Source organism: Nonomuraea sp. 3N208, assembly GCF_052245935.1.
Classification (GTDB): Bacteria; Actinomycetota; Actinomycetes; order Streptosporangiales; family Streptosporangiaceae; genus Nonomuraea.
Genome location: NZ_JBQQBR010000006.1, coordinates 185,531 through 198,421, shown reverse-complemented (window position 1 = coordinate 198,421; position 12,891 = coordinate 185,531). Strand labels below are relative to the sequence as shown.

Genomic DNA, 12,891 nt, shown 5'->3' with positions numbered 1-12,891 from the left:
AAGATATGACGCTGGTGGACATCGAGGTCGGTTTGAGGCAACAACGTGGCGCGCTCGACCTGCAGGACATCGTCGAGTCCGCCGCGACGTTCCTGGAGGGCGCCCCCGCCCGTGAGATCATCCGCTGGGCGGCGGCGACGTTCGGGGACCGGCTGTGCCTGACGTCCTCGATGAGCGACGCCCTCCTCATCGACCTGGTGAGCAGGGTCAAGCCCGGCGTGGACGTGTTGTTCATCGACACCGGCTACCACTTCGCCGAGACGATCGGCACGCGGGACGCGGTGCGGCAGGTCTATGACGTCAACGTGATCGACGTGAAGCCGTCCCGGACGGTCGCCGAGCAGGATCGCGACCTCGGCCCGCGCCTGTTCGGCCGCAACCCGGACCTGTGCTGCTACCTGCGCAAGGTGGAGCCGCTGAATCGGGCGCTGGAGCCGTACCTGGCGTGGATCTCCGGCATCCGCCGCGACGAGTCGTCCAGCCGGACGGACACCAGGGTCGTCGAGTGGGACGCCAAGCGGCAGATGGTCAAGGTCAACCCGATCGCCGCCTGGACCCAGGAGGATGTGGACAACTACATCGCCGACAACGGGGTGCTGATCAACCCGTTGCACTACGACAACTACCCCTCGATCGGCTGCGCGCCGTGCACGCGGCAGGTCGCGGAGGGAGAGGATCCGCGCAGCGGGCGCTGGGCGGGCCTGGGGAAGGTCGAATGCGGCATTCACCTGTGATCCCCAGGAGGGGACTCGTTCCGTTGGCAGGCGGGACGGCCCCCGGTGGCGTGCCACTGGTGGCGGTGGCGCACGGGTCGCGAGATCCGCGTGCCGCCGCCACCGTGGCCGCACTGCTCGAGCAGGTGCCGCTGGACGTTCGCGTCGCGTACCTGGATCACTGTGCTCCCACGCTCCCCCAGGCGCTGAGCGGCCTGGAGGAGGCCGTGGTGCTGCCGCTGCTGCTCACCGAGGCCTACCACAGCCGGGTGGACCTGCCGGCGGCGCTGAACGAGGTACGCGCGCGCCGGCCGCGCCTGCGCGTGAACTACGGGGCCACGCTGGGGCCGCACCCGCTGCTGCGCGCCGCGCTGGAGCGGCGGCTGGCCGAGGCGGGCGTGCGGCCCGGGGACCCGGACACGGCGGTGGTGCTGGTGTCGGCGGGCTCCAGCGACGCCAGGGCGAACGGGGTCATCTCAGAGATGGCGCGCGAGTGGCGGCGCGCCGGCTGGTGGACGGTCAAGGCCGCCTACGCCTCGGCCGCCGAGCCCTCTCCCGCCCAGGCGGTCGCGGAGCTGGTACGCGCGGGCGCGCCACGCGTGGCCGTCGCACCGTACTTGCTGGCTCCCGGCTACTTCGCCGACAAGGTACGGCGCAGCGCGCTGGAGGCAGGCGCGGCCGTCGTGGCCGGCGTGCTCGGCCCTGCGCCGGAGCTGGTCGACGTGCTGCTGGAACGTTACGAGCAGGCGCAGCGGCAGCCGGTGTCACTCGCGATCTGAGCGGCGCGTGACGATCCACCCGTTCTGCGGGCCCGGCATGACGATCCACCCGTTCTGCGGGCCCGCCATGACGATCCTCCCGTCGCCCGGGACCGCGGGAGCGTCAGTAGCCGCGCTTGTAGTTCCCGCGCTCGTCACGTAGCTGCCTGCGCAGCTCGCGGCCCTCGTCCCGCAGCTGCCTGCCGAGCTCACGCCAGTCCTCGCCGTGCAGCTGCCGCCAGTGCTCGCGCCAGGCCGCGAAGGTCCGCTTCAGCGGCTGCGCCCGCGAGTCGCCGAGCACCTTCACGTCGCCCATGATCGCGTACGCGTGCACCCGGACCACGGGCACGTTCATGCCGGGCGCGGCCTCCAGCACGTCCACCTTCTTGTCACCCATGACGGCCATCCCGTCGAGATCCACGTTGACCCCATCAGGGACGATGATCTTCACGTCGCCCATCACGGAGACGGCCGTGATGTCGACCACGTCCGTGCGCACCTCGGCCTCGCGCAGGTCGAGCACCACGTCTCCCATCACGGCGACCGCGCCGAGCTCCTGGTCGATCCGCCACTTCCCGCGCCGCTTGGAGTCGCCCATGACGCCGACGAACCAGCGCCGCTTCCTGCCCTCACGAACCGGCCGAGCTCCGGCGGGCGGCCGGGCTCCGGCGGGCACGGCGGCGGCGGCAGGCAGGTCCTGGGTGAGCATCGCCAGCTCGGCGTGCGTGGTGGCGGTATAGGCGGCCTCCGTGCGGTCGGTCAGCTCGGCCAGCGTGAGCCTGCCTTCCACCGAGGCGACACGGAGCTGCTCGACGACGGCCTCGCGCTCGGCATCCGACGCGCGGACCCCACCGGGATCAGTCATACTCGCAACATATCGCGTCTTGGCTGAAATGCAGCTCCTCCTTCTGGAGGAGAAGTGTCATAGCCGAACTATGCACATTCGTCATAATCGTTGAACCCTGCCGGACTTGGAACGCGTACCAATCGATGACATGGCCCTAGCTTGGTCCGGGGCGCGGCCGGACCAGGTTAGGGTCCGTGTCATGCATGAGGAACAGCTCTACCGCGCGGCGTTGAATGGCGAGACCGAGACCGTGGGCAAGCTGCTGGCCGGCGGCGCCGATCCCAACAAGCCCAGCGCGGGCGAGGAGGAGGGGCTGCCGCTGTGCGCGGCCGCCGCCTGGGACCGGCACGAGGTGGCGAGCACGCTGCTGACGGCCGGCGCCGACGTCAACGGCCGGGAGATCGGCGGCTGGACGGCGCTGCTCTGGGCCGCCTCGAACGGCCACGCCGCCACCGCCAGGGTGCTGATCGAAGCAGGGGCCGGCGTGGACACGGCCAACGACGACGGCGACACCCCGCTCTCGCTGGCCGCCAGGCGCGGCGCGCTGGGCGTGGTCCAGGTGCTGCTCGAGGCGGGCGCCGACGCCCAGAAGTACGACGGCGACGGCGACACGCCGCTCGACATCGCCGTCGACTGGGTGGGCGTGCACCTGGAGAGCGCGCTGCTCGACCAGATCGAGCAGGAGGGCTGGGACTACGTCGTGGCCCGGCAGTACGCCAAGGACGGCACCGAACTGGTCACGGTGGCCGGGCAGGCGCCCGACGGCGAGCAGACCGAGCAGGTCCAGGCGCAGCGGGGCCACGCCGCCATCGCGACGCTGCTGGAGGACGCGACCGGGGTCTACACGCCGGTGGAGCGACTCGTGGCGCGGGCGCTGGCCCACCGCGACATCGACGAGGACGCCGAGACCTGGTGGATCGTGGCCGACACGCTGGGCAAGCGGGCCGACGAGGAAACGTATGAAGCGCTGGCCAGGCTGTGCGTGAGCGAGGACGCCAGGGAGCGGGAGTTCGGCGTGGACGCGATCGCCCAGTTCGGTTTCGCCGACGGCGAGAAGCCGTTCCTGGAGCGCACGCTGCCGCTGCTGCAGAAGATGGTCACCACGGAGGGCAACCCGCAGGTGCTGCGCTCGGTGCTGGCCGCGCTCGGCCACCAGGGCGACCCCCGGGCGTTGCCGGCGGTCCTCGACATCATCGGCCGCCCGGGGCGCAAGCGCACGATGACGGACGCGATCGCGCTGGCCGACGTGCTGCCGCCGGACCACGAGGAGGGCCTGGCGCTGCTGATCGAGATGACCGAGGAGGACGAGGCCGAGGTACGCGACTGGGCCACCGCCGGGCTGGCCGGGCTGGAGGCCGACACACCGCGTATCCGCGAGGCCCTGGCGGCCCGGCTCGCCGACCCGGATCTGCGTACGGTGGCCGAGGCCACGCGCGGGCTGGCCATCCGCGGGGACGACCGGGCCGCTCAGGGTACCGAGCGGGTGCTGGCCGAAAGCGACGACGAGTACGCGAGGGACCTCGTCACGCAGCAGTAGCACAAATTCTGACAAATGCCGCGACCATTCTTCTGGCCGCGGCATTTGTCATAAACGGATTTGGACTCTTCACGTGTTCGCGCGGGTCCTTGTGGTGGTGCCCGCCCGGCCCCGGAGGGCCGGGCGGTCCCGAGTCGTCCCAAGCCGTCCTAGTCGTGGTCTCCGTAGTGGGGCCAGGACCCGTGGTGGTGCCCGTAGTAGCCCCGGCTACCGTGGTGCCAGCCGGGGTTGTAGCGCCAGACGGGGTGTTGGTAGCGCCACCAGCCGTAATTGCAGCGGTAGTTCCACGCGCAGTACTGCGGCGGATTCTCGTGCGAGCTGACCGAGACCCCGGTCGTGACGGTGGAGCTCGCGCCGGCCACCCCCTGACCGGCCGGAAGGAGCACGACCCCGGCGGCCGCGGCGGCCAGGGCCAGTGTCGCGACACGCCTGAGGCGCGGTTGCCGACTTTCGGTATTCACCTGCATTCGACTTCCATTCATGGGTAGATGGTCCGCGTAATCCGGCGCACGAATGTCGTGGGGTGCCGGACGGAAACAGAATTACCCATCCGCGGAAGCGCAGTTAACCTCCCCAGACCTCAACAACGCGTCAAATCCCTGGCGCTACTCAGCGGAGTTGCCAAACAACGTTTTTCTGCTTGTTTGCGCGACGCGCAGCGTGTCACCGCGCTTTTCGCGGGATCAGTCGTCGATCGCCGCGTACGCCAGGGTCCAGAAGTCCTGGAACACGCGCGGGGGCAGGGGTGCGTCCAGGGCGCGCTGGGTGAGCAGGATGCCGACCAGGTCCTCGGCGGGGTCGACGTACGCTTCGGTGCCCAGGCCGCCGGTCCAGCCGAACCGGCCGGGGCCGACGGCCAGGTCGTCTCGGCGCGCGTCGACCGCGAGGCCGAACCCCCAGCCGCCCGACCCGAGGAACATCTCGTTGCCGGCCTTCTGCGCGGGCGTGAGGTGGTCGGTGGTCATCAGCTCGACCGCGGGCCTGGACAGGATCCGGCCGCCGTCGTACCGGCCCTTGCGCAGCAACATGCGGCAGAACGCCAAGTAGTCGTCAGCGGTCGAGAGCAGGCTCGGGCCACCGCTGCCGGAGGGGAAGACCGGCGGCCGGTCCCACGCGCCCTCGCGAGGGCCCGGGCGCGGCGCCAGCGCGCCGGTCCCCGGGGCGGGGGCGTAGGACCCCGCGAGCCGGCCGAGCTTCTCCTTCGGCAGGTGGAAGCCGGTGTCGCGCATGCCCAGGGGCTCGAAGACCCGCTCGTGCAGGAAGTCGGCGAAGGGCCGGCCCGCGGCACGGGCGATCAGCACGCCGAGCACGTCGGCCCCGACGTTGTACATCCACGTCGTCCCCGGCTGGTGCACCAATGGCAGCGCGCCGAGCCGCTTGATCCACTCGTCCGGTCCGAACGGGGGCCCGTCGGGGCCGATGCCCAACCCGGCCTCCGCCATCGCCCGCCGGATCGGGGTGTCGCCCAGCACCAGGCCGGCGCCCAGGCGGAAGGTCAGCAGGTCCCGTACGGTGATCGCGCGCTCGGCGGGGACGGTGTCGTCGAGCGGTCCGTCAGGGCGGCGCAACACGCGCGGCGCGGCCAATTCCGGGAGCAGGTCGTCCACCGGGTCGTCCAGCCGCAGCCGGCACTCCTCAACCAGGATCATGGTGGCGACGGCGGTGATCGGCTTCATCATCGACGCCATCCGGAAGATCGTGTCGTGGCGCATCGGGGCCTCGCCGCCCAATTCCTGGGAGCCGAGTGCGGCGACGTGTGTCTCGCCGCGCCGGTGCACCAGCGCGACCACCCCTGGCACGTCGCCGTCCGCCACCGCCTGGGCCAGCACCTCCCGCATCCGGCCGAGCCGCACCGCCGACAAACCTCCGGCCTGCTCACCCATGGGGAACCCTCTCGTCCGTCCGTCGCCTCTACCGGAGAACAGACCACCAGGAGGCGCGCAACTCATCGGTCCTGACGGCACCGCCCCACCCGGCATCCTGCCGCATTCCGACCCGGCCGCCGCGGGGACGGGGGCGGGGTCAGGGGCCGGAGAGGGCCGGGGCCGTTGTCAGGACGTCCCGGGCAAGGGCGAGGTCGCCGGCCACTTCGGCCGGGAAGTCCGCCGGGTCTCCCCTGCCGCCGAGCAGGAAACAGAACTCGATCACGTCCGCGCTGATGTGCGCGTCCGGTTCGCCGGGCGCGCTCTCCTCCACCCCCAGCGGCAGCAGCCACTCACCGCCGCCAGGACCGGTCAGCGTCAGGTGCAGCGTGCGGCCGGCGCCGTTCAGACCGGAGAAGAGCATCGTCCAAGGAAGCAGGCGGGCACACAGGTCCGCGGTCGGCCGGATGTGCTCCGGGATCGGGTGGGGAAGCCGGAGCCGGGCCGTCTTTGCGGCGTCGTCCGTGTGGACCCACGTCTCCAGGCCCCTAGCCAGGATGTGGTCGCTCACCGGGATCTCCATGCCGTCCAGGGTGGCCGGCGTGGTCGGCGGCAGGTCCGCCAGGTGGCGGCAGAGCGCGTCGGCCTGCGCCCGCCAGTCCCGCCTCGTCTGCTCGGGGCTGCGGGCCCGCTCGTACGCCTGCACGTCGTGCGTACGTCCCAGCGAGTCGGCCGCCCCGATGGGCGGGCCGAGCACGGGGGCGCCCACGGAAGCGGCGAGGAGGCCGTCCTTGGCGGCCAGGTGGGCGACGAGCTCCTGGAGTGTCCAGCCCTCGACGATGACGCGTGACCAGTCCTCCTCCACGGCCGAGGCCAGCAGCGCGTCCATCGCGGCCACGCGGCCCGCATACGGCTCCACCCAGACGGCGGTGGAAGCCGCGGGCCTGCGGCGCGCCCGGGCCCCGGCGAGGAGCTGGGGCCGCAACGAGCCCGCCGGCACCGCCGGCTCCTCCATCAACGCGTCCAGGTAGAGACGCTCGACGGCGTCCATCACACCTCTTCCTCCGCCAGCGCGTCCGCCAGCCGCCTCAGGGCGAGCCGGATGCGCGATTTGGCCGTGCCCTCAGGCACGCCCAGTTCCTCGCCGACCTGCCGATATGTCCTGCCCCCGAAGTAGGCTAACTCGATCGCCTGTCGGAGGCCTTCGGGCAGCGACGTCACGGCCTGCCGCACCCGCGCGGCCTCGTCGGCGGCGAGCACGGTGTCCTCCAGCCTGGCCGGCTCCCGCTCGAACAACCGGGGCCCCAGCGCCGACACCCGCCGCCGCTCCTCGGCGCGTACGTGGTCGACCGCCCGGCGGTGCGCGATCGTCGCGAGCCAGGCACGCAACGTGCCGCGATCCGGGTCGTAGGCCAGCGGCCGTTCCCAGAAGACCAGGAACACCTCCTGCGTGATGTCCTCGGCGATCACCCGGTCCCTGGTGACCCGCAGAGAGAGACCGAAGATCAGCGAGGAGAACCGGTCGTAGACCTCTCCCAGCGCCGACTCATCGCCGCCGACCACCCGCTGATGCAGCAGCCGGTCGTCGTACGGTGCCTCCACTGGCACCACACTCCCGTTTCATCCGGACCAAGGCGGCAGATGCACCGCGACCCGAGCATGTCATTATTCGTCGGAAAAGTAGAGCCGGATGACCGGCGCGGCACACTTTGTCAGCCGTCGATCGGACCGCGATAGTGTCGGAAGTCCACGACGGAGGGAGCACATAGCCATGGCCACCACACGTACCGCAACCACCCAGTGGAAGGGCGCCTTGCTCGACGGTTCGGGCACCGTCTCGCTCGACACCTCGGGCGTCGGCACGTTCGAGGTTTCCTGGCCCTCCAGGGCCGAGGCGGCGAACGGCAAGACCTCACCGGAGGAGCTCATCGCGGCCGCCCACTCGTCCTGTTTCTCGATGGCGCTCTCGCACGGCCTGGCCGGCGCCGGCACGCCACCTGAGTCGCTGCAGACGAGCGCGGACGTGACGTTCCAGCCGGGTGAGGGCATCACGGGCATTGTGCTCACCGTGAAGGGGCACGTGCCAGGCATCACGGCCGAGCAGTTCCAGGAGGCGGCCGAGACCGCCAAGGCCAACTGCCCGGTCAGCAAGGCCCTGACGGGCACCACGATCTCCCTCAAGGCCGAGCTGCTCTGACGCTCCTCCGCCCGCCCTCGGCGCCGCTCTCCCCTCCGAGGCCGTCCGCGGCGTCGCGGGGCGAGCCGAGCCGTTCCGGCGCCGTTTCATGCGGCGCCGGCCGCCGGCGATCGGGACCTGTAGGTGTCCTGGTCGTGAGGGCATCGGCTCATTGAGGACCAAGAGCGGTTATCCCGTGCGACAATTGGGCCACATGCGCGAGGTCTGGCCAGGCGAGCCCTATCCACTCGGCGGCACCTGGGATGGCGTTGGCACCAGCTTTTCGGTGTTCTCCGAGGTCGCCGAGCGGGTCGAGCTGTGCCTTTTTCACGATGACGGCACCGAAGAGCGGGTGGATCTGCCCGAGGTCGACGGTTTCGTTTGGCACGGCTACCTTCCGGGGATCCAGCCTGGCCAGCGATACGGCTACCGAATGCACGGTCCCTACGACCCGTCGCAGGGACACCGGTGCAACCCCGCCAAGCTGCTGCTCGACCCCTATGCCAAGGCCATCGACGGCGAGCTGACCTGGAACCAGGCACTGTTCCCCTACTACTTCACCGATCCCTCCCGGCGCAACACCGAGGACAGCGCGCCCTACATGCCGAAGAACGTGGTCATCAACCCGTTCTTCGAGTGGGGCAACGACCGGCTGCCGCGCATCCCCTACCACCAGACCGTGATCTACGAGGCCCACGTGCGCGGGCTCACCATGCGGCATCCCGACGTGCCGCCGGACCTGCGGGGCACGTACGCGGCGGTGGGGCATCCGGCGATCATCGATCACCTGCTGTCGCTGGGGGTCACGGCGGTCGAGCTGATGCCGGTGCACCACTACGTGCCCGAGCATTTCCTGGTGGCGCGCGGGCTGACCAACTACTGGGGCTACAACACCATGGCCTACCTGGCCCCCCATGGCCGCTACTCCAGCGCGGGCACGCGGGGGCAGCAGGTGCTGGAGTTCAAGGCCATGGTGCGGGCGCTGCACGAGGCGGGCATCGAGGTCATTCTCGACGTGGTCTACAACCACACGGCCGAGGGCGATCACATGGGGCCAACGCTGGGGTTCAGGGGGATCGACAACGCGGCCTACTACCGGCTTCACGACGGCGACCGGCGCTACTACCTCGACTACACCGGGTGCGGCAACTCGCTCAATGTGCGCTCGCCGCACGCGCTGCAGCTGATCATGGACTCACTGCGTTACTGGGTGCTGGAGATGCACGTCGACGGCTTCCGCTTCGATCTGGCATCGGCGCTCGCGCGGGAGCTGCACGACGTGGACCGGCTGAGCGCCTTCTTCGACCTGATCCAGCAGGACCCGGTGATCTCCCAGGTCAAGCTGATCGCCGAGCCGTGGGATGTGGGCCCGGGCGGCTACCAGGTCGGAAACTTCCCTCCTTTGTGGACGGAGTGGAACGGCCAGTATCGGGATATCGTGCGCGATTTCTGGAGGGGCACACATTCCGCCCTCCCCGAGTTCGCCTCCCGCCTGACCGGCTCCGCCGACCTGTATGAGTCGTCCGGCCGCCGCCCGGTCGCCTCGATCAACTTCGTCACCTGCCACGACGGGTTCACGCTCGCCGACCTCGTGTCGTACGACCACAAGCACAACGAGGCCAACGGCGAGGACAACCGCGACGGCACCAACGACAACCGCTCGTGGAACTGCGGCGCCGAGGGGCCGGTCGAGGACCCCGGCATCGTCACGCTCCGCCGCCGCCAGCGCCGCAACTTCCTGGCCACGCTGTTCCTGTCGCAGGGCGTGCCGATGTTGTCCCACGGCGACGAGATCGGCCGCACCCAGCGCGGCAACAACAACGCCTACTGCCAGGACAACGAGCTGGCGTGGGTGGACTGGTCGATGGTGCGCACCGAGTCCGACCTGCTGGAGTTCGTCCGCGCGCTGTCGAAGCTGCGCCGCGAGCACCCGGTCTTCCAGCGCCGCCGCTTCTTCCACGGCCGCCACCCCGACAACGGCGCCCGCGACCTGGTCTGGCTCAGGCCGGGCGGCGCGGAGATGACGGCGGGCGACTGGCACATCAGCTACGCCAAGTCGCTCATGGTCTACCTCAACGGCGAGGCGATCACCGAGCCGGGGCCGCGGGGCGAGCGGATCGTGGACGACTCGTTCCTGCTGCTGATCAACGCGCACCACGAGAACATGTCGTTCACGCTGCCCGGCGATGAGTTCGGCACCGGGTGGCTGCCCGTGCTCGACACCAGCCACGACACGGTGGAGGACGTGTTCGCGGAGGATGGGTGGCATGCGGGGGACGTGGTGGCCGTCACGGCCCGCTCCCTTCAGGTGCTCAGGCGCCCGCGCGCGGCCAGGTCTCACTGAGGCCCTCCGGCAACAGGTAGGGCCGCTCAGAAAACGCGTGCCGCGCTGGCCGTGAGAAACACCAGCACGAACGTCGTCACCCCGGCCAGCCCGTGCAACGTCACCGCCAGCACTGGGAACCCTGGCCCGTCCTTCTCGTGCCGGCCCGCCCCAAGCCATCGCGTGAACATCACGAACCCCAGCAGCGCGGCCACCGCCAGTCCCCCGAACGCCACCCACGCCAGCACCCGGCTCCCGGTGACCAGGGCGGCGATCCAGCACACCAGCGCCGACACCGCGAGCGTCGGGTGGGAGAAGACCAGTGTCGCAGGGAAACGGGTGACTTTGGCCCGGCGCATGCCGCCTCCTGAGAGCCAGAGGTAGAGCAGGTAAAGCCCGGCGAGTGCGGCGATCGTCCACGTCCCGACGGTGACCAGGCCCACGGGCCCCTCCCCTGTCCGTCCCATCCCTGTTGTCACGTTAAGCCGAGAGTCGCCGGTATGTCTCCACATAAACGAAAGCGGCTTCTGCCGGAAAGCTCGCCGTCTGCGAATGCCGACGCTCTAGGACTGGGCCTCGTGTGTGCTCGCCGGGCACGCCGCCCATCGCCCGGCCCCGCTCGCCATCCGGCGCCTTTGCGCGCACCGCCGCTCCCCCGGCTGCTTTCCTGCGCCGCCCTCGTAGGGACATGCAGGACAGTGAACCGTGGGCGGCGGGCCGAGCGGGGTGGGGGTCGGTGGGTGGTGAAGCTGGGTGGGGCGGTGTGCCAAGGTAGAGGAGTGCGGCGCATCTATCCCGACATACAAGACAACCCGGACATCGTGCAGGCGTACGCCTACCCGGAGGGCCAGCCGTGGCTGCGGCTCAACATGGTCGCCAGCGCCGACGGCGCCGCCTGGCTGAAGGGTCGCTCCGGCGGCCTGTCGAGCAGCGGCGACAAGCGGATCTTCCAGGTCCTGCGCGGGCTGGCCGACGTCGTCGTCGCGGGCGCCTCGACCGTGCGCAAGGAGGGGTACGGCCCGGTCAAGCCGCGCGACTCGTGGGCGGAGATCCGCGCGGGCCGCCCCGACGTGCCGCACATCGCGGTCATCAGCCGCAGCCTCGGCTTCGACCTCGACGACGAGCTGTTCACCGCCGCCACCACCCCGACCATCGTCATCACCTGCGAGTCCGCGCCCCACGAGCGACGCAAGGAGCTGGCCAGGCACAACGACGTCATCGTGGTCGGCGAGGACAGCGTCGACCTGCGGCTGGCGGTGGCGCAGTTGCACGAGCGGGGGCTGACGAGGATCCTGTGCGAGGGCGGACCCCGGGTCAACGCCCAGCTCTCGGCCTGCGACCTGGTCGACGAGCTGTGCCTGTCGATCAGCCCGATGCTGGTCGGGGGCGGCGCGGCGCGCATTCAGAACGGCGAGCCCGCGCAGGTCACACTGGATCTCAAGCAGGTGCTGGAAGAGGAGGGGGTCCTCTTCTGCAGGTACGTGAGGGAGCACAGCTGATGAGCGAGCCAACGGAGCCGACCGGGACGGTCGAAGAGCCGGAGCCGGTGCCGAATCTGCCGGTGCGGCCGCCGGTGCCGCCCATGCTGGCCAAGGCGGTCAAGGCCATGCCGAAGCAGGACGGAACGCTGTTCTACGAGCCGAAGTGGGACGGTTTCCGTTGCATCGTGTTCCGCGACGGGGACGAGGTCTATCTGGGCAGCCGCAACGAGCGCCCGTTCACCCGCTACTTCCCCGAGCTGGTCGAGGCGGTGCGGGCCGAGCTGCCGGACAAGTGCGTGGTGGACGGCGAGATCGTGTTGCCCATGGGGTCGCAGCTGGACTTCGACGCCCTGCAGCAGCGCATCCATCCGGCCGCGTCGCGGGTGAAGATGTTGTCGGAGCGCACGCCGGCCCAGTTCATCGCGTTCGACCTGCTGGCGTTGGGCGATGAGTCGCTGATGGAGACGCCGTTCGCGCAGCGGCGCTCCCGGCTGGAGGGGATCTTCCCGGAGAAGGTCGGGTCCGTCCGGCTGACCCCTGTCACGACCAGCGACGAGCAGGCGCGTGAGTGGTTCGAGACGTTCGAGGGCGCGGGACTGGACGGCATCATCGTCAAGCCGGGCGACCAGCCGTACGTGCCGGACAAGCGCACGATGTTCAAGGTCAAGCACGAGCGCACGGCCGACGTCGTGGTGTGCGGCTACCGGGAGCACAAGTCGGGCCCGATCGTCGGGTCGTTGCTGCTCGGGCTCTACGGCGACGACGGCAGGCTGCACCACGTGGGGGTGGCGGCGTCGTTCCCGATGGCACGCAGGGCCGAGCTGGTGGAGGAGCTCAGGCCGCTCGTCGCCGAGCTGAGCGAGCACCCGTGGGGGCACTGGGCCGAGCAGGCGGCGGCCAACATCGGCCAGCCGGCCGCCGGGCCCGCGAGGGGTGGGCAGCGGGTGCCCGGGGCGGTGTCGCGGTGGAATGCGAAGAAGGACCTGTCGTTCATCCCGCTACGGCCGGAGCGGGTGATGGAGGTGGCCTACGACCAGATGGAAGGCGACCGGTTCCGGCACACCGCGCACTTCCGCCGCTGGCGGCCCGACCGGACGCCGGAGTCGTGCACGTACGAGCAATTGGAGCGTCCCGTCAGTTACAACCTTGACGACATCCTTGCCCACTAGCCCGATATCCCGATATATCTCGATG

General features: G+C 70.4%; 13 protein-coding genes. 7 read left to right on the top strand and 6 right to left on the bottom strand.

Annotation, left to right across the window (positions count from 1 at the left end):
* The first annotated feature begins 5 nt into the window (after window positions 1-5).
* Window positions 6-734, top strand: coding sequence for a phosphoadenylyl-sulfate reductase (locus ACTWPT_RS10915; protein ID WP_443177164.1), 729 nt, complete (start codon window positions 6-8; stop codon window positions 732-734).
* On the top strand, window positions 716-1,492 hold the full coding sequence (locus ACTWPT_RS10910) for a sirohydrochlorin chelatase (protein WP_443177163.1): 777 nt from the start codon (window positions 716-718) through the stop codon (window positions 1,490-1,492). Before ACTWPT_RS10915 ends, ACTWPT_RS10910 begins: the two co-directional genes overlap by 19 nt.
* 103 nt (window positions 1,493-1,595) lie before the next feature.
* Here the strand turns inward: ACTWPT_RS10910 and ACTWPT_RS10905 are convergent, their stop codons facing one another.
* Window positions 1,596-2,336 carry a DUF1707 SHOCT-like domain-containing protein gene (locus ACTWPT_RS10905; protein ID WP_443177162.1) on the bottom strand — a complete coding sequence of 247 codons (741 nt, stop codon included), beginning with the start codon at window positions 2,334-2,336 and terminating at the stop codon, window positions 1,596-1,598.
* 181 nt (window positions 2,337-2,517) lie between these two features.
* Between ACTWPT_RS10905 and ACTWPT_RS10900 the strand changes: the two genes are divergently transcribed.
* Window positions 2,518-3,855, top strand: coding sequence for an ankyrin repeat domain-containing protein (locus tag ACTWPT_RS10900; protein WP_443177161.1), 1,338 nt, complete (start codon window positions 2,518-2,520; stop codon window positions 3,853-3,855).
* Window positions 3,856-4,004: 149 nt separating this feature from the next.
* Here ACTWPT_RS10900 and ACTWPT_RS10895 read toward each other — a convergent pair whose 3' ends face one another.
* From ACTWPT_RS10895 to ACTWPT_RS10880, 4 genes are all read right to left on the bottom strand, one after another.
* Window positions 4,005-4,316: a hypothetical protein gene (locus ACTWPT_RS10895; protein WP_443177160.1), complete on the bottom strand. Its 312-nt coding sequence runs from the start codon at window positions 4,314-4,316 to the stop codon at window positions 4,005-4,007.
* A gap of 222 nt (window positions 4,317-4,538) precedes the next feature.
* The gene (locus tag ACTWPT_RS10890; RefSeq protein ID WP_443177159.1) at window positions 4,539-5,738 is read right to left on the bottom strand and encodes a serine hydrolase domain-containing protein; all 1,200 of its coding nucleotides are present in this window, start codon (window positions 5,736-5,738) and stop codon (window positions 4,539-4,541) included.
* A 139-nt stretch (window positions 5,739-5,877) separates the two neighbouring features.
* Window positions 5,878-6,768, bottom strand: a complete 891-nt coding sequence (locus ACTWPT_RS10885) for a maleylpyruvate isomerase family mycothiol-dependent enzyme (RefSeq protein WP_443177158.1) — start codon at window positions 6,766-6,768, stop codon at window positions 5,878-5,880.
* Entirely contained in the window at window positions 6,768-7,325 is a 558-nt protein-coding gene (locus ACTWPT_RS10880) for a sigma-70 family RNA polymerase sigma factor (RefSeq protein ID WP_443177157.1), read from the bottom strand. Before ACTWPT_RS10880 ends, ACTWPT_RS10885 begins: the two co-directional genes overlap by 1 nt.
* A gap of 163 nt (window positions 7,326-7,488) precedes the next feature.
* Here ACTWPT_RS10880 and ACTWPT_RS10875 point away from each other — a divergent pair, with 163 nt between their 5' ends.
* Both ACTWPT_RS10875 and glgX read left to right on the top strand, forming a co-directional pair.
* On the top strand, window positions 7,489-7,914 hold the full coding sequence (locus ACTWPT_RS10875; protein WP_327590568.1) for an OsmC family protein: 426 nt from the start codon (window positions 7,489-7,491) through the stop codon (window positions 7,912-7,914).
* A gap of 193 nt (window positions 7,915-8,107) precedes the next feature.
* Complete coding sequence (gene glgX / locus ACTWPT_RS10870; RefSeq protein WP_443177156.1) at window positions 8,108-10,237, top strand: glycogen debranching protein GlgX; 2,130 nt, start codon at window positions 8,108-8,110, stop codon at window positions 10,235-10,237.
* Window positions 10,238-10,263: 26 nt separating this feature from the next.
* Here glgX and ACTWPT_RS10865 read toward each other — a convergent pair whose 3' ends face one another.
* Complete coding sequence (locus ACTWPT_RS10865) at window positions 10,264-10,659, bottom strand: hypothetical protein (RefSeq protein WP_443177155.1); 396 nt, start codon at window positions 10,657-10,659, stop codon at window positions 10,264-10,266.
* A gap of 336 nt (window positions 10,660-10,995) precedes the next feature.
* Between ACTWPT_RS10865 and ACTWPT_RS10860 the strand changes: the two genes are divergently transcribed.
* Window positions 10,996-11,715 (top strand): pyrimidine reductase family protein, encoded by a 720-nt coding sequence (locus ACTWPT_RS10860; protein ID WP_443177154.1) that lies wholly within the window; start codon window positions 10,996-10,998, stop codon window positions 11,713-11,715.
* Window positions 11,715-12,866, top strand: a complete 1,152-nt coding sequence (locus tag ACTWPT_RS10855; protein ID WP_443177153.1) for an ATP-dependent DNA ligase — start codon at window positions 11,715-11,717, stop codon at window positions 12,864-12,866. Before ACTWPT_RS10860 ends, ACTWPT_RS10855 begins: the two co-directional genes overlap by 1 nt.
* Window positions 12,867-12,891 lie beyond the last annotated feature (25 nt).